The organism is Curtobacterium sp. AC268, from assembly GCF_979258745.1.
In genome coordinates this window covers 2,492,925-2,513,338 of the sequence record NZ_OZ409878.1, presented here as the reverse complement: position 1 = coordinate 2,513,338, position 20,414 = coordinate 2,492,925, and the positions used below count along the sequence as shown (strand labels likewise).

Annotated in this window: 16 protein-coding genes; 6 read left to right on the top strand and 10 right to left on the bottom strand. The window is 71.2% G+C overall.

Going from position 1 to position 20,414, the window contains the following annotated elements; genetic code table 11:
• Positions 1–55: 55 nt before the first annotated feature.
• Positions 56–1,207 carry a fatty acid desaturase family protein gene (locus ACZZ9K_RS11910; protein WP_463444144.1) on the bottom strand — a complete coding sequence of 384 codons (1,152 nt, stop codon included), beginning with the start codon at positions 1,205–1,207 and terminating at the stop codon, positions 56–58.
• A gap of 164 nt (positions 1,208–1,371) precedes the next feature.
• Here ACZZ9K_RS11910 and ACZZ9K_RS11905 point away from each other — a divergent pair, with 164 nt between their 5' ends.
• The gene (locus ACZZ9K_RS11905) at positions 1,372–2,109 is read left to right on the top strand and encodes a GAF and ANTAR domain-containing protein (protein WP_138802344.1); all 738 of its coding nucleotides are present in this window, start codon (positions 1,372–1,374) and stop codon (positions 2,107–2,109) included.
• Between the two features lie 193 nt (positions 2,110–2,302).
• On the opposite strand, the gene ACZZ9K_RS11900 is transcribed toward ACZZ9K_RS11905, so the two are convergent.
• The 3 genes from ACZZ9K_RS11900 to ACZZ9K_RS11890 form a co-directional block, all read right to left on the bottom strand.
• Entirely contained in the window at positions 2,303–3,511 is a 1,209-nt protein-coding gene (locus ACZZ9K_RS11900; protein WP_463444143.1) for an ice-binding family protein, read from the bottom strand.
• Positions 3,512–3,887: 376 nt separating this feature from the next.
• Positions 3,888–6,026 (bottom strand): Ig-like domain repeat protein, encoded by a 2,139-nt coding sequence (locus ACZZ9K_RS11895; protein ID WP_463444142.1) that lies wholly within the window; start codon positions 6,024–6,026, stop codon positions 3,888–3,890.
• Between the two features lie 138 nt (positions 6,027–6,164).
• On the bottom strand, positions 6,165–7,451 hold the full coding sequence (locus ACZZ9K_RS11890) for a HupE/UreJ family protein (RefSeq protein ID WP_463444141.1): 1,287 nt from the start codon (positions 7,449–7,451) through the stop codon (positions 6,165–6,167).
• Between the two features lie 122 nt (positions 7,452–7,573).
• On the opposite strand from ACZZ9K_RS11890, the gene ACZZ9K_RS11885 reads away from it, so the two are divergent.
• Positions 7,574–8,290 carry a type 1 periplasmic-binding domain-containing protein gene (locus ACZZ9K_RS11885; protein WP_463444140.1) on the top strand — a complete coding sequence of 239 codons (717 nt, stop codon included), beginning with the start codon at positions 7,574–7,576 and terminating at the stop codon, positions 8,288–8,290.
• 16 nt (positions 8,291–8,306) lie between these two features.
• Here ACZZ9K_RS11885 and ACZZ9K_RS11880 read toward each other — a convergent pair whose 3' ends face one another.
• The 5 genes from ACZZ9K_RS11880 to ACZZ9K_RS11860 all read right to left on the bottom strand — a co-directional run bounded on the left by ACZZ9K_RS11880 (position 8,307) and on the right by ACZZ9K_RS11860 (position 14,651).
• A complete protein-coding gene (locus ACZZ9K_RS11880; protein WP_138802341.1) occupies positions 8,307–9,230 on the bottom strand; it encodes an ROK family protein in 924 nt (307 codons plus the stop codon).
• Positions 9,227–10,912, bottom strand: coding sequence for a dipeptide ABC transporter ATP-binding protein (locus tag ACZZ9K_RS11875; protein ID WP_463444139.1), 1,686 nt, complete (start codon positions 10,910–10,912; stop codon positions 9,227–9,229). The genes ACZZ9K_RS11880 and ACZZ9K_RS11875 overlap by 4 nt, the downstream gene beginning before the upstream one ends.
• The gene (locus ACZZ9K_RS11870) at positions 10,912–11,805 is read right to left on the bottom strand and encodes an ABC transporter permease (protein WP_027467217.1); all 894 of its coding nucleotides are present in this window, start codon (positions 11,803–11,805) and stop codon (positions 10,912–10,914) included. The genes ACZZ9K_RS11875 and ACZZ9K_RS11870 overlap by 1 nt, the downstream gene beginning before the upstream one ends.
• Positions 11,802–12,761, bottom strand: coding sequence for an ABC transporter permease (locus ACZZ9K_RS11865; RefSeq protein WP_463444138.1), 960 nt, complete (start codon positions 12,759–12,761; stop codon positions 11,802–11,804). Before ACZZ9K_RS11865 ends, ACZZ9K_RS11870 begins: the two co-directional genes overlap by 4 nt.
• 96 nt (positions 12,762–12,857) lie before the next feature.
• A complete protein-coding gene (locus ACZZ9K_RS11860) occupies positions 12,858–14,651 on the bottom strand; it encodes a peptide ABC transporter substrate-binding protein (RefSeq protein WP_463444137.1) in 1,794 nt (597 codons plus the stop codon).
• Between the two features lie 227 nt (positions 14,652–14,878).
• On the opposite strand from ACZZ9K_RS11860, the gene ACZZ9K_RS11855 reads away from it, so the two are divergent.
• From ACZZ9K_RS11855 to ACZZ9K_RS11840, 4 genes are read left to right on the top strand one after another with little or no spacing between them, the layout of a single operon-like run.
• Positions 14,879–16,063 carry an ROK family protein gene (locus tag ACZZ9K_RS11855; RefSeq protein WP_027467220.1) on the top strand — a complete coding sequence of 395 codons (1,185 nt, stop codon included), beginning with the start codon at positions 14,879–14,881 and terminating at the stop codon, positions 16,061–16,063.
• A complete protein-coding gene (locus ACZZ9K_RS11850) occupies positions 16,056–17,630 on the top strand; it encodes a M81 family metallopeptidase (RefSeq protein WP_463444136.1) in 1,575 nt (524 codons plus the stop codon). The genes ACZZ9K_RS11855 and ACZZ9K_RS11850 overlap by 8 nt, the downstream gene beginning before the upstream one ends.
• On the top strand, positions 17,627–18,364 hold the full coding sequence (locus tag ACZZ9K_RS11845; RefSeq protein WP_071245156.1) for a copper homeostasis protein CutC: 738 nt from the start codon (positions 17,627–17,629) through the stop codon (positions 18,362–18,364). The genes ACZZ9K_RS11850 and ACZZ9K_RS11845 overlap by 4 nt, the downstream gene beginning before the upstream one ends.
• A 53-nt stretch (positions 18,365–18,417) precedes the next feature.
• Complete coding sequence (locus ACZZ9K_RS11840; RefSeq protein ID WP_434769993.1) at positions 18,418–19,650, top strand: MFS transporter; 1,233 nt, start codon at positions 18,418–18,420, stop codon at positions 19,648–19,650.
• A 106-nt stretch (positions 19,651–19,756) separates the two neighbouring features.
• Here ACZZ9K_RS11840 and ACZZ9K_RS11835 read toward each other — a convergent pair whose 3' ends face one another.
• The gene (locus ACZZ9K_RS11835) at positions 19,757–20,401 is read right to left on the bottom strand and encodes a metal ABC transporter ATP-binding protein (protein ID WP_463444135.1); all 645 of its coding nucleotides are present in this window, start codon (positions 20,399–20,401) and stop codon (positions 19,757–19,759) included.
• Positions 20,402–20,414: the final 13 nt, after the last annotated feature.

Genomic DNA, 20,414 nt, shown 5'->3' with positions numbered 1-20,414 from the left:
CCACCGCTGCTCGCAGCTGGTGGGGTTCGTTCGGGAGGTTCGGCACGGGACGGGGTCAGTGGATCCGGAGTTCGGTGATCATCGGGCAGACGAAGGGGTCGCGGGCGGCGAGGCCGACGCGGTTGAGGTACCGGACGACGATGCCGTACGAGCGCAGCAGCGTCGTCTCGGTGTACGGCACGTCGAGGGTGTCGCAGTGGTCACGGACGAGCAGGCGGGCCTGCTTCAGCGCCGGACGCGGCATCGACGGGAACAGGTGGTGCTCGACCTGGTAGTTCAGCCCACCCATCAGGAACGACACCCACCAGCCGCCACGGATGTTGCGCGAGGTGCGCACCTGGCGGGAGAAGAAGTCGACCTTCGCATCGTGGGCGATCGTCGGCATGCCCTTGTGGTTCGGGGCGAACGAGGCACCCATCATCACGCCGAACACGGCCAGCTGCACCCCGAGGAACGCACACGCCATCCCGAACGGTAGGAACCAGAACACGACCGTCAGGTAGATCGCGAACCGCGCCACGAGCAGGATGCCCTCGAGGACCCGCCCCCGGGTGTCGCTGCGGCCGCCGGTGCCCCGGAGCACCGACATGACGGCGGCTCGGTGCAGGTTGATCCCCTCGAGCGTCAGCAACGGGAAGAACAACCAGCCCTGGTACTGCACGAACACCCGCAGCGGCCCGTTCGTCACGGCGGCGGCGTCCTCGGGCAGGAACCGGATCGCGTCCGGGGCGATGTCCGGGTCCTTGCCGACCGTGTTCGGGTTGCCGTGGTGGCGCGTGTGCTTGTTCATCCACCACGAGTAGCTCAGGCCCACCAGGAACGTGCCGAGCCAGCGTCCAGCGCGGTCGTTCCACTTCTGGGACTCGAACACCTGACGGTGCGCGGCCTCGTGCGACAGGAACGCGAACTGTGTGAACAGCACACCCAGCGCACCGGCCACGATGAGCTGGAACCACGAGTCACCGAGGAACGCGAACACGACCCAGCACGCGGCCGTCGCCACGACGAGCGCGGAGAACAGCGCCCAGTAGAACCCCCGACGGCGCTCGAGCAGCCCGGCTTCCTTCACCTGCGCCAGCAGCGCGGAGTAGGACGAGGTGCCGCCGGTCCGCGGTCCGGCCGGGGAGCCGGTCTTCCGGTAGCCGCCGGTGAGGGGTTTCGAGCTGGTCTCCCGCTGCGGGCTGGTACCGGCGTGCTGCGTCGTCATGGATTCCCTGGTCGTCATCGGAATGGCGGAACGTTCCGGCGGCCGGGGTCTGGGGCAGCTGCTCCAACGCTAGAGCCGCCGCGCTCCCGGGTGCAAGCCACACGTCCGCGTGTCTGCTGCTCGGTTACGGTTGTCCCGCCTGCTCGACGGAAGGACCGCTCCACATGACCGAGGTACGCGAAGCACGACTGGTCGAGACGTTCGTCACCCTCACCGACAGCCTGGTGGCGGACTACGACGTGGTCGACGTCCTGCAGACGCTGGTCGACCGGGCGGTCGAGTTGTTCGACGCCGCCGCGGGCGCGATCCACCTGCTCGACCAGCAGGACGAGCTCCGCGTCGTCGCGTCCACGAGCGAGCGCAGCAGCTTCATCGGTCTACTCCAGCTCAACGCCGGTGAGGGGCCGTGCATCACCGCCGTGACCACCGGCCGGCTGGTGACCTCGGAGAACGCCGACGATCTGCGGCAGCGCTGGCCCCGGTTCGCCGAGGCATCGAGGGCTCGCGGCTACGCGGGCGTCCACGCCATCCCGCTCCGGCTGCGGGACACCACCGTCGGGTCGCTGAACCTGTTCCGCGAGACGGAGGGAGCGCTGAACGGCGCCGATGCCCGAGCCGCTCAGGCCCTCGCCGACGTCGCGACCATCAGCCTGTTGCAGCAACGGACCCTCGAGCACGCGACGCTCACCGCGGAGCAGCTCCAGCGCGCGCTCGACAGCCGGGTCGCCATCGAACAAGCCAAGGGGTACCTCGCACGTGCGGCCGGGGTCGACGTCGAGGAGGCCTTCGGCATGATCCGTCGCTACGCCCGCACACACCAGCGCTCGCTGAGCCAGGTCGCCGCAGCCGTGGCGCGCGACGACGTCCCGCTCGCCGACCTCATCGGAGCCGGAGCGTCCTGAGGGTTCCCTCGGGACGCCCCGGCAACGACCAGGTCGTCCTCGACGAGCCGGGAGGCCCGTGGCACGTCGTCGAAGACACAATCGGTCGGCATGCCCCCATGCAATCGGGCACGTGGACCGACCGCAAGGCCGGTGATGGCACGCAGACGGCCCCGCGACCAGGGTCGCGGGGCCGTGAGGACGTACGGGTTGATCAGATGCGGCCGACGGTGCGACGGCGACGACGGAGCAGGACCATGAGCGTTGCACCCGCGGCGAGCAGCGCGGCGGCGATGCTCAGCGGGACGGTCGGGTCCGAGCCGGTGAACGCGAGCTCACCGGTGGGCTGGCCGGTTCCGCCGCCACCACCGCCGGCGCCTGCGGGGCCGCTCGGGGTGCCGGTGGGCGCCACTGCGGGTGCCGTCGGGGTGGGCGTCGCGGTGGGCACCGGGGCCGGGGCGCGGACGGTGATCGTGACGACGCTGGTGTCGTCCGGGCTGGTGCCGTTCGACGCGGTGATCGTCACGGTCGACGTGCCCGGGGTGGTCGGGGTGCCGGAGATGACGCCGGTGGTGCTGTCGATCGTCAGGCCGTCGGGCAGGCCCGTGGCGGTGAAGGTCGGGTTCGGGGTGCCGGTCGCGGTCACGGTGGACGAGTAGGGCACGTCCACGGTGCCGTCGGACGGGGTGCCCGAGGTGATGGTCGGCGACTCGGACGGGGCGCCCGGCGCGGGGCAACCGTTCGATGCCGTGATCGTGTTCGTGTCGAGGGTCACCGCGCCGGTGCGGGCCAGCAGTCGGCCCTGCACGGTCGCGCCGGTGGTGGCGGTCACGGACTGCTGCGCCAGGACGGTGCCCTGGAACTGGGCGCCGGTGCCGACGGTCGCGGAGCTGCCGACCTGCCAGAACACGTTGCACGAGCTGGCACCGCCGGTGATCACGATCTGGCTGGCGGACCCGATGGTCAGGGTCGACGCGGCCTGGAACACCCACACGGAGTTCGCGCTGCCGGCCAGGGTCAGTGCACCGTTGTTCGCCAGGGCGAGGGCGCCGCCGGAGTACACGCCGGGTGAGAGCGAGAGGCCGTTCAGCTCGGTCAGACCGGTCTGGGTCGGGGAGAGCGAGGCGGCGACGTTGTACGCGGTGGTGGTGTCGCGCTGGGCCTGTGCGGCTGCGGCGTCGGTCTGGTGCGTGGTGCCGTTGACGACGCCGTTCGGTGCGCCGCCGAAGCCGGTGATGGACGTGCCCGGCGACAACCCGAGGTCGCCGTTGATCACGGAGGGGCCGGTGTTCGTGACCGCGCTCGCGCCGAGGGCGCCGTAGGTCGAGGCGGTGCCGAGGTTGACGGGGCCGTCGATGACCGTGGCGGCCGATGCCCCGCCACCGGTGCCGAGGGTGATCAGCGCGACGGCGGCGGCCGACACCACCAGGAGGGAACTTCGTCTGAGATGGCGAGCCTGCATGGTCCGGCCTCTTCCTGCAAGGAGAGGCGGGGTGACGTCGGCGACGAGCGCGCATTCTCGGAGGCTCGAAGTATGCGCCTCTCCACAGCCAGAACCTAGGAATGTCTGCACATTCGCTCAAAGCCTGACAATCGGCCTGGTGGGGTGGACGAACGAGCCCCGTCGGCGCATGCTCACCACAGGTTGACCGGTCGCTCTCACCAGCGGACGGACAGGGAGTTCGGGTCTCCCGTCAGCCGGTGCGGCACCGGTCCCGGGTAGGACCGGGCGCCCACCCCCGGCCACACGGCGAAGGGCCCCGCGATCGAGATCGCGGGGCCCTTGCTCGTGCCTGGTGCTACTTGACGACGACCTTGATCGTCGGGCTGGTGCTCTTGTCGAGCACCGAGGTGCCGGCGAAGACGGCGTGCAGCTTGTGCGTGCCCTTCACGCGCAGCGGCACCTTCGTGGTGGCCGTTCCGTTCTGGACCTTGACGGTGGCGAGGAGCTTCGTGCCCTGGTAGATCCGGGCGGTGCCGTCGACCCGGAAGCCGGTGGCCTTCACCCCGACGGTCGCCTTGCCGCCGCTGTACTTCAGGGACGTGCTCGTCGCCTTCTTCTCGACGGTGACCGTCGTGGCCTTCGCCGTCGAGGAGCCGGTGCCCGAGTAGACCGGGTCCGCGTTGACGAACGAGGCCGTGACGGCGTGCTTGCCGACCGTGAGGGTGCCCGGCAGCGTGATGCTGGCCGTGCCGCTCGTGACCGGGGCGGTGCCGAGGACCTTGCTGCCGTCCTTGAACGTCACCGTGCCCTTCTGCGTGCCGATGCCACCGCCGATGGTCGCGGTGACCTTGACCGGCTTGGCCGTGCGGTAGGTCTGCTTGGTCGCCGACGCGGTGAGCGTGGTGCTCGTCGTCGGCAGCGTGGCGTGCAGGTTGAACTTGTCGACCGTCGATCCGATCGCAGCCGGGTCAGCGGTGGCCGTCGGCTGGAGCGTCACGCCGCAGCTGTCGACCTTGCCGTGCTGCACGGCCGAGTTGAGCGTGGTGCAGTCGCTGGCGCGGATGTTCTCGACGGCGAGCTTGTCGTCGGTGACCGAGACCTTCACGAAGGTGCGGACGTGCTCCTGGTTCTCGACCGAGTTGGCGAAGTGACGCTGACCGGTCGGGTCGAGCGGGTCCGCGCCGTAGCCGCTCTGGGTGGCGTCCGGGGTGGTGAGGTCGTAGTACTTCGAGCCCGAGGCCGAGTTCGCCGTCATGTAGATGACGCCGCCGGGGCCGGAGAAGACCTCGGGAGCAGCGGGCTGCTCGTTGACGTTGGCCTTCTTGCCGTTCTTGATCGCGTAGCTGCGCGAGTAGGAGTGGTCGTGGCCCTGCAGGACGAGGTCGACACCCATGTCCGAGAACGCACGCGTGAAGTCGAACCGGCGCTGCTGGTTGTCCTTGTCGTTCGCGTGGTCGGCCGGCGAGTAGATCGAGTGGTGGTAGACCAGCGTGGTCCACTTCGCGTCGTCGCCGTACCGGTTGATGACGTCGCGCACGTAGTTCACGTGGGACGCGTCCGAACCGGCCGCGTAGGCGTTCGAGTTGATGTCGATGAACAGGACGCCCTTGTACATGTACCAGTAGTCGCCACCCGAGTTCGCGGTGGTGTTGCCGCCCGGGTAGAAGTCCGGCACCTTCAGGGAGTTCGGCACCTGGTTGTGCTGCTCGTAGGCCTTGCCGCCCACGTCGTGGTTGCCGATCGTCGAGGCCCACGGGTAGCGCTTCAGCACGTCGCTGCTGTCGGCGAACGCGCTCCACTCGTACTCGTTGTTGGCGTGCTCGACCTGGTCGCCACCGGAGACCAGGAGCTCGGCGTCCGGCTCGGTCGACGTGGCGTACTTGAGCGTGTCCGCCCAGCCGGCGCCGTCGTCGTCGGTGAAGCCCGACGATCCGATCTGCGGGTCACCGAAGAACAGGAAGTCGAAGTCGCCGGAGAAGCTCTTCGTGGTGAAGGTGTAGGACGCGGACCAGGCCGAACCGTCCGCCGCACCGACGTGGTACGTGTACGAGGTGTTCGGCTCGAGGTCCGAGATCGTTGCGTGGGCGTTGATGTAGCCCGACTCGGCGGCGATGCCGGGGATGCTCTTGGTGTTCGAGTCGGTCGCGCTCGTGTCGGCGGCGGTGTTGGCGGCCTCCGAGGCGTCGATCGTCTTCTTGGCGTCGGTGAAGACGCCGTCCGTCATGGACGCGGTCTTCTGGATCTCGAGCGACTGCGCGACGTTCGTGGGGAAGTACCACGAGGCGATGCGCTGGCTCTCGGTCGCACCGACGCCGAGCAGGATGTGGATCGGGCCACCGGTCGAGATGTTGGTGGTGGGGGTGTTCGTCGCAGCGGTGGCGGCGTTCGTGCCGACCATCGAGGCGCCGGCGATGAGCGCGGCCCCGAGGACGGCTCCGCAGACGCGGAGGGTGGTGGTTCTGCGCCGGGTAGTAGCGCCGGACAGGAGACTCATGTGGGTCCGTTTCTCAGACGTGGGTTGGTGCAGCACGGAAGACTCTGCATGCACTGCAAAACGTCTTGGTAAACGCTGAGTGACGGTTCGTCGCTGTTCAGGAACGAGCTCGACCCGTCGACGGTTCCACGGCGAGCGTCAGCCCGCCGCCAGCCGTTCGACGAACCAGATCATCCCCATCACGAACACGCCGGCGGTCACGGCACCCGTCACCCAGAGCGACACCCGGTGCGCCTTCCGCCGCAGCAGCGAGAGCGGCGGGAACACGGTGACGATGATCGCGAGCTGCACGGCCTCGATGCCGACGTTGAAGATGAGGAGCGAGACGAGCAGCTGCCACGAGAACGCCTCGTGGATGCCCAGCGCCCCGGCGAACCCGAGCCCGTGGATGAGCCCGAACGCGAAGACGACGGCCAGGCGGGTCCACCCGGCACGGTCGAGCGAGAAGTGTCCGTGCTCGCCGACCACCAGCTCGTCGGCCCGCGAGCGACGACGCCAGAGCCGCCACAGGTACCAGCCGGCGACCGCGGCGATCGACAGGGCGATGAGCGGCTCCACGACGATCGCGGGCGGGCTGACCACTCCGAGGGCGGCGAGGATGAACGTGATCGAGTGGGCGATCGTGAACGCGGACGCCGTGTAGACGACCTCACGCAGTCGACGGGACCCGGCGATGAGCGCCACGAGGAACAGGATGTGGTCGATCCCGGTCAGCAGGTGCTCGGCGCCGAGGCGGAAGAACTCCCAGAAGCGCTCCCCCGCCGACTGCTCGGTCGAGAAGGTGCGCTGCGAGGCGTCGAGGGTGGCCGAACCCGTCCGGTCGTCGACGTCGTAGGTGACGATCGTCTTGGTGTCGCGCACGAAGGTCTCGTCGTCCGGGAACAGCTCGGACGACACCACGTGCCCGGACTGCGTCTCGGACGGTTCCGGGCAGGTGAAGTCCGCGGTCACGTGGGCGTACGGCACCTCGTCCTGCAGGTCGACCGTGACGGTGTCGTCGAGCGTGCCCGTACAGGCCTGCCCGCCGGCTCCGGTCACCGTGAAGCGGTCGAACACGTACTTCCCGATCGCGTCGGTGTGCGCCTCGGCAGCCGTCACCATCCCGGGGAAGTCCCCGTCGTCCCAGGCCTCCTGCCCCTGCTCGTGCAGCGCGTCGTCGTGCTCGCTCGTGGCCACCGAGACGAGCATCAGGTCGTACTCGAGCCCGAGCTTCGCCTGCACGACCGTCGGCTTCGTGGACGTGACGTCGGCGTAGACCACCGAGCTGAAGCCGTGTGCCGACGCCGGTGCCGCGCCCGCGAGCACACCGATCACGACCACCCCGAGCAGCACGAGTGCGGCGACGAACCGTGCGACGAGCGCGGACACGGGAGACGGGTGGGCAGGGCGGGCGCGCAGGAGCGCGGCGGTGGTTCCGGAGGGCACGCGCAGACGATCCGGCCCGCAGACGACCGGCAGGTGAACAGCCGGTGACCAGCAACGGGACGGGTGTTGGACAGGTCCCCCGACCGGCCCGGGGCGGCCGGCGGGCGTGCTTGCATGGTGCCGTGACCCGCCTCGCCACCCGGACGACCGTCCTGTTGACCGCCGTCGCCCTCGCGGGTGCCGGCGCCGTCCTGCTGGCCGGCTGCTCCGGGGCGTCGGACGACACCACCGGCGGCACCGGCCCGACGGCGACCGCGTCCGCGCACGCCTCGGCCGGGGTTCTGGGCGCCGGGTTCTCGGACCCCGACCAGCCGCCGGCTCCCGAGGCCACCATCCACCCGGAGCCCGGTTCGTGGTCCGGTGTGCACGCCCCCGCCGGCTACGACGTCGTGCTGCTCTCCGACGCCGGTGACGCCGCCGACGCTCCGACCCGGACCCTGCTCGACGCCGTCGAGTCGTGGGCCGCGGACGAGGACGTCACCGTCACCCCCGTCTCGGCGAGCGACGCCGACGACCGCATCGCCGCGGTCCTGCGCGCCGTCGACGCCGAGCCCGACCTGGTCATCACCGTCGGCAACCACATGGTCGACCCGCTCGCGGCCGTCTCGCCGACCGCGCTCCACCAGCAGTTCCTGGTCGTCGGTGCCGAGATCGCCGAGCCGACGTCGAACGTCACGGCGGCGGACTGGACGGGCGGCGGATTCCGCGGCGAAGGCCTTGGCCCGTCGAGCCACTACGACCCCGAGACCTTCACCGCGGACCGCGCGGCCCGTGGTCTGCGCGCCGGGCTCGCCGCCGTGCTCCACGACCTGCGCGGCATCGTCGTCTGGGTGCCCTGACCCGGGCGCTCCCCCGCTACGCGGTCTCCGGCTCCAGCACGCGCGCTCGCACCTGCGCCGCCGCACCGAGCGCGACGGCGTCGGACCCGAGCGTCGACTGCGCGAGCCGGATCGTCGCCCCGCTGACCGGCGGTTCCGCGGCGATCGCGGCCGTGATGGCCGGTTCGAGCAGGTCCCAGGACCGTGCGATCCCCCCGCCGATCAGGACGGTCGTGACGTCGAGGATCCCCGCGGTCAGCAGTGCGGCACGGGCCAGGCCCCACCCAGCGGTGGCGAAGACGGCGGCCGCGTCGGCGTCCCCGGCGCGTGCGGCGACGGCGACGTCCCGTGCCGAGAGCATCCGGCCGGAGCGCTCGGCGTAGCGGTCGGCGATGCCGCGTGCGCCCGCGATGGTCTCCAGGTGCCCGGTCTGTCCGCAGGTGCACCGCGCGTCACCGAAGCCGGGGACGTGGCCGATCTCACCCGCGGCACCGCGCGGGCCGGCGAAGAGCCGTCCGTCGAGCACGAGCGCGCCGCCGACGCCGGTGCCGAGGGTCATCCCGAGCACGTCGGACTCCCCCACGACCGCGCCGGTGGCGATCTCGCCGAGCAGGAACGCGTTCACGTCGTTGTCGAGGGTCGCGGGGACGCCGAGGGCGTCCGTCACCGCCCGGGTCACGCCGTACCCGGCCCACCCGGTGAACGAGTTGCCGGTGACCAGGACGGTTCCCGTGGTCCGGTCGACGACGCCGGCTGCGCCCACCCCGACACCCGCCAAGGAGGCCCGGTGCGTCTCGAGCAGACCCGTCACGGCCCCGAGTGCGGCCGTCACGATCGCCGCCCCGCCCGCGTGGGCGGGCGTCGGCAGGTCGAGGCGGTCGATGACCTCGAGGTCGGGCGTGGTCAGGACGACCTTCGTGTTGGTGCCGCCGACGTCGACCCCGGCCAGGACCCGGGTCACGCGGTCACCGCCGCGAGCGAGGCGAGGCGCTCCGTCCGACGCTGCCGTTGCAGCACGGGGTCGGGCACCGGCACCGCGGCGAGCAACCGCCGGGTGTAGTCGGTGGTGGGGTGCAGCAGCGTCGTGCCGGTGGTGCCCTGCTCCTCGACGACGCCCTGGCGCATCACCACGACGCGCTCGGCGAAGTGCTGCACGACGGCCAGGTCGTGCGAGACGAACAGGCACGCGAACCCCAGGTCGTCCTGCAGCTCGCCGAGGACCTCGAGCACGGTCTCCTGCACGCTGACGTCGAGCGCCGAGGTCGGTTCGTCGGCGACGAGCAACCGCGGTTCGAGCACCAGCGCCCGGGCGAGCGAGACCCGCTGGCGCTGCCCGCCGGAGAGCTCGCGCGGGGCACGGGACGCCAGGGTCCGCGGCAGCCGGACGGCGTCGAGCACCTCGTCGATGCGGCGACGGCGGTCGGCCGAGGACATCCCGCGACGGTGCACGGCGAGGGGCTCCGCGATGCACTCGGCCACGGACATCCGGGCGTCGAGGGACGCCACCGGGTCCTGCAGCACGACACCGATGCCGGAGCGGAGGGCACGACGGTCGCGGCCCTTCGCGGTCCGCAGGTCCTGCCCGAACAGCGACACCGTGCCGGACGTCGGCTTGATGAGCCCGAGCGCCACCCGGGCCGCGGTCGACTTGCCGGAGCCGGACTCGCCGACCAGGCCGACGGTCTCACCGGCGTGCACCGCGATGTCGATGCCCGCGAGCGCGTGGACGGCGCGCGCCCCGCGCCCGAACGTCACCGAGACGTCCCGCAGGTCGACCACCGGGGCCGCACCGGGCCTCCCGGCCGTCTCGGTCGGTGTGTCGGCGACGGGAGCCGACGGACGATCGCCCGCCACGTCGAGCCGCGGCACCGCGGCGAGCAGCCGCTTGGTGTACTCGTGCTCGGGGCGGAGCAGGACGTCCTCGACCCCGCCGGTCTCGACGATCTCGCCCTGGAGCATGACCGCGACCCGGTCGGCGAAGTCCGCGACGACACCCATGTTGTGCGTGACGAGCAGCACGCCGGTGCCGGTCTCGACGGCGAGCGCGCGGAGGAGCTCGAGGATCTCGGCCTGCACGGTCACGTCGAGGGCCGTGGTCGGCTCGTCCGCGATGAGCAGCTTCGGCGCGTTCGCGATCGCCATCGCGATGACCACGCGCTGGCGCTGCCCACCCGACAACTGGAACGGGAACGACCGGGTGCGCGACTCGGGGTCGGGGATGCCGACGCGACGGAGCAGGTCGACGGCCTCGGCCGCGGCGGCGGACGCGGAGACGTCTCGGTGGTTCCGGATCACCTCGGCGATCTGCGCACCGACGCGGGTGAGCGGGTCGAGGGCGGTCGCGGGCTCCTGGAAGACCATCGAGACGGTCGAGCCGCGCAGTGCCCGGAGCGCGGGTTCGCCGGCGCCGACGACCTCGTGGCCGGCGACGACGGCGCTGCCCGATGCCGTCGCGTTGCCGGAGAGCAGGCCCATCGCGGCGAGGGCGACGGTCGACTTGCCGGAGCCGGACTCGCCGACCAGGGCGAGGGTCTCGCCGGGGGCGACCGTCAGGGACACCCCCCGCACGGCGTCGACGGTGCCGGACTCGGTGCTGAAGGAGACGCCGAGGTCGGTCGTCCGCAGGATCGGTTCGGTCGTCATCAGCGGCCCCGTACGTCGAAGGCGTCCCGCAGTCCGTCGCCCACCGCGTTGAACGCGCAGACGACCAGGATCACGGCCAGACCCGGCGGCACGATGAGCCACCAGCGCCCGGAGTAGGCGGCGGTGAGACCCGCCGAGAGCATGCCGCCCCAGTCCGTCGCGGGCGGCTGCACGCCGAGCCCGAGGTACGAGACGTAGGCGACCAGCAGGATCGCGTCGGCGACCTGGAACGTCGCCGCGACGACGATCGTCGACACCGAGTTCGGCAGCAGGTGCTTGCCGATCGCGCGGGCGTGCGAGCCGCCGATCGCGCGCAGCGTCAGGACGTAGTCGCGGTTCTTGAGCGTCAGGGTCTCGGCGCGGATCAGGCGGGACGGCACGAGCCACGACACCAGGCCGAGGATGACGATGAGGCCGCCGACCCCGGGGTTCGTGATCGCCGAGATGACGAGCAGGATGAACAGGGCCGGGATCGCGATGCCGGCGTCGACGACGCGCATCATCAGGGCGTCGACCCAGCCGCCGACGTACCCGGCGACGGAACCCCACAGCGTGCCGACGACGGTGGCCAGGACCCCGGCGGCGATGCCGACCATCAGGGAGACCTTGCCGCCGTACATCAGGCGGCCGAGGACGTCGTGCCCGACGGCGTCGGTGCCGAGCCAGTGCGCGGCGCTCGGGCCCTGGTTGGCCTGCTCGAGCAGCGTGTGGGTCTGGTCGGTCGGGTACACGAACGGGCCGACGAAGCAGAACAGCACGATGACGACGATCAGGGCGAGGCCGATCACGGCGAGGGTGTTGCCCCGGAACCGGCGGGCGGCGAGCCGGAACCCGGTGGCCGCGACGGTGACGGGGGCACCAGGGGCTTCGGGGGCCATCTGGACGGCGGTCATGCGCGGCTCGCCTTCACTCGCGGGTCGATCAGGGACTGTGCGACGTCGGCGAGCAGGGTGCCGATGACGGTCGCGATGGAGATGACGAGCACGCAGCCGAGCAGCGTCGGGTAGTCGGAGGACTGTGCGGCGTTCCAGAACAGCAGCCCCATGCCGGGGTAGTTGAACAGCTGCTCGGTCACCAGGGCGCCGCCGAACAGCACCGGCAGGTAGTACCCGAGCATCGCGACGACCGGGGTCAGCGAGTTCCGGAACACGTGCCGTCGCAGGATCGTCGCGGTCGAGGCGCCACCGGCGCGGGCGGTGCGGACGTAGTCCTCCTGCAGGTTCTCGAGCGTCGAGGCGCGCATGTACCGACTGAACACCGCGATCATCGCGAGGGCTCCGGTCACCACGGGCAGCACGAGTCCGGCGGGGTCCTGGAACACCTCGGCGAGGGTGGTGCCGCTCGGGGCCTGGGACGGCAGCCACGGCAGCTGCTGGCTGAAGACGATGATCAGGACGAGGCCGAGGAAGAACGCCGGCGTCGAGTAGAAGACGAACGCCAGGGCGGTGGCCGCGTAGTCGACCGCACCGTTGCGGCGGGCCGCCTGGAGCATGCCGACCGGGATCGCGACGACGAGTCCGAGCACCGCGGAGATGCCGGTGAGCACGAGGGTCTTCGGCAGGCGCTCGGCGATGAGCTGCGAGACCGGCTCGTTGAGCGTGTACGAGGTACCGAGGTCGCCGGTCAGCAGACGACCGAGGAACCGCAGGTACTGCACGGGCAGCGACTGGTCGAGCCCCTGCGCCTGGTTGAACTGGGCGATCTGCGTCGGGGTGGCCGAGACGCCGAGCACGCCGCGGGCGGGGCCGCCGGGCAGCGCGTGCAGCAGGCAGAACACCACGACGGTGACGATGAGGATCACCGCGAGCGCCTGCAGGACGCGCCTGGTGAGGTAGAGAGCTGTGGTCATGCGGCTTCCGATGGTCGGTTCTTGCGTGAGCCGGGGCGGAGGCGCGGTGCAGGTCGGGCCCGCACCGCGCCTCCAGGCCGTGGTCGCGTCAGCGACCTACTTGGTCCACTTCCACTGGGCCGGGTGGAAGTTGGCGAGCGAGTCCTGGTCGAAGCCGGACAGGCCCTTCTTGACGACCGAGATCTGGTAGTCGGGGCTCGGCAGCCAGATCACCGGCAGGTCCTTCGCGACCGCGGCGCTGTAGTCCTGCACGGCGGTGGCGTCGGTCGAGGTGGTGGTCGCGTCGATCAGGGAGTCGACCTCCTTGTTGGAGTAGCTGCCGAAGTTCGCCGAACCGCCGGTCTGGAACAGCGACTCACCGGTCGGGTAGGCCGGGAAGTACCAGCTGCCCGCGGTGCCGAAGAACGACAGGTCCCAGTCGCAGCTGGCCTCGTCCGAGGTGCAGGTCGGGGTCTGCGACAGCACGCTCGACACCGGTGCGGTCTTGATGGTGAAGTCGATGCCGGTCTTCGCGAGCGAGGACTGGATCGCGCTCATCATGTTGTCGGTCACGGTCGAACCGGACTGCGACAGCACCTGCATCGAGAACTTCGTGCCCTGCTCGACGCCCTCGCCGCACTGACTGGCGGACGTGCCCGGGTCGGTGCAGACCATCGTGCCGCCCTGCTCCTCCCAACCGTGGCTGGTCAGCAGGTCCTTGGCCTTCGAGGTGCTGAACGGGTACGGGTTCGACTTCTGCACGTCGGAGACGTAGTCGGACTCCTGTGCCTGCGGGATCGGACCGTACGTCGAGGTGGCGGTGCCGTTGAAGACGACCTTCGACAGCGACTTCTGGTCGATCGACATCTGGACGGCCTGACGGGCGTACAGCTGCTTGAAGACGGCGCCCATCGTCGGGTTGTTGAAGTTGTACGGCATGTACGTGATGGCCCAGCCGGTCCACGGCTCGACCTCGTAGCCCTTCCCCGTGAAGGAGGACTCCTGGTCCATGTCGGTGGCGTTGATGTACCCGTAGTCGACCTCGCCCGAGCGGACGGCGTTCACCTCGGCGTCGGCCGTGGTGAAGGGCAGCAGGTTCACCGTCGTGATCGACGGCTTCTCACCACCGTCGTACTTCTTGTTCGCCGTCAGGGTGACCTTGCCGGCCGTGGTGAAGGTCTTGACGCCGTACGGTCCGGAGATGGTCTTCCACAGGTCGTCGGTGGCGTAGTCGGAGATCTTGCCGGCGGCGGTGTTGAGGTACTTCCACACCTGCTTCGCACCGGCGGTGGTCTCGTCGGCGTCGGTCACCTTCGCGGTCGCGCTGGTCTTGTCCCAGGCGTGCTGGGGCAGGGGGATGATGTGACTCAGCTGGTTGGCGAGCATCCAGTCCGAGTTGTAGGCCTTGTCGAACGTGATGGTGAAGTGCGTGTCGTCGACTGCCTTGAACGACGTCCAGTTGTCCGGTGCCTTGCCCTTGGAGTACGAGCCCCACTGGTCCTTGTTCGCCTTGATCAGGTTGAACCAGAACCCGACGTCGCGGCTCGTGATCGCCTCGCCGTCCGACCAGTGCCGGTCGCCGAGCGTCATGGTGACGCTCTTGCCGTCGTCGGCGAACTTCGCATCGGTGGCGACGGAGCCGGCCTTGTTCCACGCGATCTTGCCGGTGGAGCCGTCGTACGCGACGAGCGGCTCGTACAGCGACTGGGCGATGGAGCCGTTGTTCGTGTTGAGGTGCGCGGCGGTGCCGATCGGCAGGATCCAGTTCGGCGTGAAGTTGGCGGGGAGCGCGTAGTCGATCTCGTCGGTCGATCCCTGCGAGGCGTTGCCGCCTCCGGAACAGCCGGCGAGCAGCGCGCTCACAGCGATCGCAGCTCCGGTGAGGAGCGCCCAGCGACGGGGCTTGGACATGCGGTGTCTCCTTGTGCGAGGGACTTCGGGGAGGTGGAGCACGGGTGCCGGGCGGCACGAGGACAGTCAAGGACCAAAGCGATTGGAAAAACAAACATCTCGATGTAAAAACTGCGTTACTGCCGAACGGACGAAAGGGTGGACCGCTCGATCCGCCCCGTAGGCTCGCGGCAGAACGGACCACCGACCGGTGTTCCGCTCCCGTTCCGCCCGGATTGGAGAAAGTCGTGGCCGATCTCAGCGCCCGCGTCCTCGAGCTCGTCGCCTCGGGGCAGGCCGCCAGCCGGACCGAGATCGCGAAGGTGCTCGGAGCCGCCCCCTCGACCGTCTCGCACGTCGTCGGGCAGCTCCTGGAGCACGGGATCCTCGCCGAGGAAGGCACGGATGTCTCGACCGGCGGCCGTCCCCGCAAGGTGCTCCGCATCGGCGGCGTCGACGAGTACGCGGTCGCCGCGGACGTCGGCGGCGGGCACGCGCGCATCGGCGTGGTCCTGCCTGGAGGCGCGCTCGAGTCGGTCGCGAACGTCCCGTTCGCGCTCTCCGACGGTCCGACCGCCGGGCTCCAGCGCCTGGCCGCGCTGCTCGAGCGGCTCGCCGACGACCGTGGTCGCGAGGGGCTGCGGGGCGTCGGGCTCAGTCTGCCCGGGCCCGTCGACGTCGTCGCCGGCGTCGTGGACCTGCCGAGCCGGATGCCGGGGTGGAACGGGTTCCCCGTGGCCGCGTGGCTGAGCGACCGGTTCGGCCTGCCGGCGATCGTCGACAACGACGCGAACTGCATGGCGGCGGGTGAACAGACCGTGCAGGACCCGGCTCGACGCCAGACCATCACGATCAAGGCCGGGTCCGCGATCGGCGCGGGCATCGTCATCGACGGCCGGCTCTACCGCGGGTCGACCGGGGCCGCCGGGGACATCACCCACGTGCGGATCGACGCCGCCGGGGACACCCCGTGCTCGTGCGGCAACACCGGCTGCCTGGAGACGGTGGCGTCCGGTGCCGCCCTGGTCCGGATCCTGTCGAACGCCGGGGTCGACGTCGCCTCGACCGCCGACGTCGTCCGGCTCGCCTCGGACGCGCACCCCGAGGCCACCCGTGCCGTGCGGATGGCGGGCCGGTACCTGGGCGAGGTGCTCGCCGCCAACGTGAACTTCTTCAACCCGGACGCCGTGTACCTGGGCGGCATCCTGTCGACCCTCGACCCGTTCATCGCAGCCGTGCGGAGCCAGCTCTACGAGAGCTGCCACCCGTTGATGACCCAGCACCTGGCCATCGAGCCGGTGTCGCTCGGCGCCGATGCCGGGCTCGTCGGCGCCGGGCAGTTCGCGCTGCAGCGGGGCCTCGCCGCCTCGCTCGAGGAGCTCTCCGCGCCCATCCCCCAGTCCACCACCAGGAACAGGAGCGTCCGTGTCTGAGACCGGTCCCGTCACCCCAGCCGTCCCCGTCGCCGCGGCCAGCACCGCTGGCGCCGCTGGCGCCCGTCGCCCGGTCATCGCCATCGCCGGGCTCGCCATCGAGACCTCGACGTTCACGCCGACCCGGACCCACGCCCCCGCGTTCCACCCGGACCGCGGCGACGAGGCCGTCGCCCGCTACCCGTTCCTGGCGACCATGGCGGACCGGGCGGACTTCCGCGGGGCGCTCATCGGGCACGCGCTGCCCGGCGGGATCGTCGACCGGGCGTCGTACGAAACACTGGCCGACGAGATCGTGGAGCGGCTGCGTGCGCTGGGTCCGGTCGACGGGCTCTGGTACGACATCCACGGCGCGATGGTGGTCGAGGGGCTCGACGACGCCGAGACGGACCTGCTCGGCCGCATCCGCGCGGTCGTCGGCCCCGACGTCATCGTATCCGCGTCGATGGACCTGCACGGCAACGTCACGCGCGAACTCGCCCACCAGGTCGACCTCGTCACCTGTTACCGGATGGCCCCGCACGAGGACACCCTCGAGACGAAGGAACGTGCCGTCCGGAACCTCGTCGACGTGCTCACCGAACGACCCGTCGGTGCGCAGCGACCCGTGAAGGCCTGGATCCCGATCCCCGTCCTGCTGCCGGGCGAGCAGACCTCGACCCGTCTCGAGCCGGCCAAGTCCCTGTACGCGCAGGTCCCGCTCGTCGAGCAGACCGAGGGCGTGCTCGACGCCGCGATCTGGGTCGGGTACGCGTGGGCCGACCAGCCCCGCGACCAGGCCGTCACCGTCGTCACCGGGTGGGACGAGGCCGCCGTCGCCGCCGGTGCCGAACGGCTCGCCGGTGCGTTCTGGGACGTCCGCGAGGACTTCGTGTTCGTCGCCCCCACCGGCACGTTCGAGGAGTGCCTCGACGCGGCGCTCGCCCCGGGCGCCGCGAAGCCGTACTTCGTCTCGGACTCGGGTGACAACCCCACCGCCGGCGGCTCCGGGGACATGACCTGGGGCCTGACCCAGGTGCTCGCCCGCCCGGAGTTCCAGGACCCGTCCGGCCCGACCGTCATCTACGCGAGCGTGCCCGGACCGGCCGCCGTCGCCGCGGCGGTTGACGCCGGCGTCGGTGCGACGATCACCGTGACCGCCGGTGCCGAGGTCGACCACGTGCACGCGGGCCCGATCACGATGACCGGCCGGGTGCACGCGATCAAGCACGGTGACCGCGACGCCGAGACCGAGGTCGTGCTGCAGGTCGGCAGCGTCTTCGCGATCCTGACCAAGCTGCGGAAGCCGTACCACCACGAGCACGACTTCACCGACCTCGACCTGGCGCCGCGGCAGGCGGACGTCGTCATCGTGAAGATCGGGTACCTCGAACCGGAGCTGTTCGACATGTCCGCGGACTGGATGCTCGCCCTCACCCCGGGCGGTGTCGACCAGGACCTGCTGCGCCTCGGGCACCACAGGATCGAGCGGCCGATGTTCCCCTACGATCGAGTGTTCCCGACGGCACCGGACCTCCGCGCCCGCATCGTCCCCGCCTCCAACGAACCGCTCGGAGCCCCTGCATGAGCACCACCGCCGCACTCGAGATCGCCGTCACCTCACCGGCGGGTGCGATCACCGCGCGGGACGGCGGCGCCGACCGCGTCGAACTCTGCGTCGGGCTCGAGCTCGGCGGGCTCACCCCGTCGCAGGCCCTGGTCGAGACGACCCACGAGACCGGGATCCCGGCGCACGCGCTGGTCCGCTGCCGTCCGGGCGGGTTCGTGCACTCCCCCGACGAGGTCGAGCTCATGGTGCGCGAGGTCCGCACGGTCCTGCGCTCCGGGGCCGCCGGCGTCGTGGTCGGTGCCCTGCGCCCCGACCGGACCCTGGACGAGGACGCCCTCCGCCGCTTCGTGGACGCCGCCCGCTCGGTCAGCGCCACGGCCGAGGTCACCCTGCACCGCGCGATCGACCACGCGACCGATCCCGTCGCCGCTGCCGGGTCGCTCGCGGCGCTCGGGTTCACCCGCGTCCTGACCTCGGGTGCCGCCCCCACCGCGGTCGCCGGCGCCGAGACGATCGCGCGCATGGTCGAGGCCGCCGGGCCCGTGCAGGTGATGGCCGGCGCCGGGGTCACCCCCGCCGACGTCCGCGCCCTGCTCGCCACCGGCGCCGCAGCCGTGCACCTGTCGGCCAAGCGTCCGGCCGCGGACAGCACGCACGCCGGGGTGCCGATGGGCGCCGGGGACGACGGCTCGGCGCACTTCGTCACCGACGCCGAGGTCGTCGCGGCCGCACGGCGCGCGCTCGACGCCTGACTCGCCCGCCGTCACACGGGAATGGCGGCCGTCGGCACCCGCTTGACGCCCCCATGACATCGTCAGCAGCGCGCCGCGGGTGGCTCAGCGTCACGTCCGTCGCACTCGGGTCGTTCGTGCTCGTCCTGTCCGAGTTCCTGCCCATCGGACTGCTCCCCGCCATCGCCGACGACCTGGACGTCGGCATCGGCACCGCCGGCCTGATGGTCGTCGCCACCGGACTGGTCGGCGCCGTCGCGGCACCGGTCGTCACCGTCCTGACCTCGCGACTCGACCGCCGGGTGGTGCTCGTGTCCCTGACCGTGCTGCTCGTGGTCGCCGACGGCCTCGCCGCGATCGCGCCGTCGTTCTGGGTGCTGCTCATCGCACGGATGCTGCTCGGTGTCGGCATCGGGGGCTTCTGGGCCATCGGCGCCGGGATCGCCGGGCGACTCGTCCGGCCCGAGCTGACGATCCGCGCGACCTCGCTCATCACGGCCGGCGTCTCCGTCGCGACCGTCGTGAGCCTGCCGCTCGGCGCGCTGGTGTCGTCGCTCGCCAGCTGGCGTCTCGGCTTCGTGATCGGTGGGGCGCTCGGTGTCGTCGCGCTCGTCCTGCAGCTGGCGATGCTGCCGAGGATCCCCGCGCAGCAGCGGGTGCGGTTCGCCACGCTCGGGTCGCTGCTCCGCGTGCCCCGTGCCCGGGTCGGGCTCATCGCCGCGGCCTTCGTCTTCGCCGCCCAGTTCGCCGCGTACACCTACATCGCGCCGTACCTGCAGCAGCTCGTCGGCGTCGGCCCGGACACCGTGACGATCGCGCTGCTGGTGTTCGGCGTCGCGGGCATCGTCGGCAACTTCGCCGCCGGCTTCACGCTCGATCGCAGTGTCCTCGGCACCATCGGGGCGTCGAAGTTCGTGCTCGCGGCGGCCGTCGTGCTGCTGCCGTTGCTCGCCCACTCCGTCGTGGGGGTCTTCGTGCTGCTCGTCGTGTGGGGCCTGGTGTGGGGTGCGCTGCCGCTCGGGATGCAGACCTGGATGTCGACGGCGTCGCCGGCCGGGTCCGAGACCGGGCTCGCGCTGTTCGTCACGACGATCCAGCTCGCGATCGCCGCCGGTTCGGTGCTCGGCGGTGCCGCGGTGTCGTCGTTCGGTCTGGCTGCCGACTTCTGGCTGGCCGGTGGGGTCGCGATCGTCGGTGCCGTCGTGCTCGTCGCGATGGGGCTGCGGAAGTCGAGTGCCGTGCCGGTGGTCGAGCCGGTCTCGGCTGAGCCGACGCCGACCGGCCCGGTGGCCGTCGCCTGCCCCTGACGCCGGTCGGGATCAGTAGGGATCGGTCGCAAGACACCGGTGTTCGCGCACTGAACACGCGCAGACCGCGGTTCAACGGGTGAACACCGGTGTTTTGCGGAATCGGTCAGGTCAGGGTGACGATGCGGTCGGCCGCGGCGATCGCGGCGGGGTCGTGGGCCGCGTGCACGACCACGACCCCTGCCGCGGCCTCGTCGGCGAGCGCCGCCACCACGAGCGCCGCCGACTCGGCATCGACCCCCGCGGTCGGTTCGTCCACCAGCAGCACCCCGGCACGCTGCGCCAGCCCGAGCGCGACGAGCGTCCGCTGACGCTGCCCGCCCGACAGCTCCTCGACGGGCCGGTCGGCGAGGTCCGTGATCGCCATCCGCTCGAGCTGCGCATCGACGATCGCCCGGTCGGCGTGTCCGAGCGGCCGCCACCACGCGCGGTGCCGCCACCGCCCCATCGTGACGGCCGCGCGGACGGTGAGCGGGAGCGTGGTCGGCGGCACGGACTGGGTCACGTAGGCGACGCCGTCGGACAGGAGGCCCGTCACCCGCCCGGCGGTCGGCCGCACGACGTCCGCGACCACGTCGAGCAGCGTCGACTTGCCGGATCCGTTCGGTCCGGTGAGCGCGGTGACGGCCCCGGCGGGGAACGTCACGTCGAGCGTGTCGAGGACGGTCCGGTCGCCGAGGACGGCCGTCACGCGGTCCAGGTGGACGGCGAATCGGGGATCAGTCGGCTCGGTCGGCTCGGTCGCAGGCACCTGAGCACGCTAT

What these genes read in the sequence shown, in the direction of transcription:
- ACZZ9K_RS11910 (WP_463444144.1), bottom strand. Translation starts at nt 1,207, where the DNA reads ATGACGACGCAGCACGCCGGTACCAGCCCGCAGCGGGAGACCAGCTCG.
- ACZZ9K_RS11905 (WP_138802344.1), top strand. Translation starts at nt 1,372, where the DNA reads ATGACCGAGGTACGCGAAGCACGACTGGTCGAGACGTTCGTCACCCTC.
- ACZZ9K_RS11895 (WP_463444142.1), bottom strand. Translation starts at nt 6,026, where the DNA reads ATGAGTCTCCTGTCCGGCGCTACTACCCGGCGCAGAACCACCACCCTC.
- ACZZ9K_RS11875 (WP_463444139.1), bottom strand. Translation starts at nt 10,912, where the DNA reads ATGACGACCGAACCGATCCTGCGGACGACCGACCTCGGCGTCTCCTTC.
- ACZZ9K_RS11870 (WP_027467217.1), bottom strand. Translation starts at nt 11,805, where the DNA reads ATGACCGCCGTCCAGATGGCCCCCGAAGCCCCTGGTGCCCCCGTCACC.
- ACZZ9K_RS11865 (WP_463444138.1), bottom strand. Translation starts at nt 12,761, where the DNA reads ATGACCACAGCTCTCTACCTCACCAGGCGCGTCCTGCAGGCGCTCGCG.
- ACZZ9K_RS11860 (WP_463444137.1), bottom strand. Translation starts at nt 14,651, where the DNA reads ATGTCCAAGCCCCGTCGCTGGGCGCTCCTCACCGGAGCTGCGATCGCT.
- ACZZ9K_RS11845 (WP_071245156.1), top strand. Translation starts at nt 17,627, where the DNA reads ATGAGCACCACCGCCGCACTCGAGATCGCCGTCACCTCACCGGCGGGT.
- ACZZ9K_RS11840 (WP_434769993.1), top strand. Translation starts at nt 18,418, where the DNA reads ATGACATCGTCAGCAGCGCGCCGCGGGTGGCTCAGCGTCACGTCCGTC.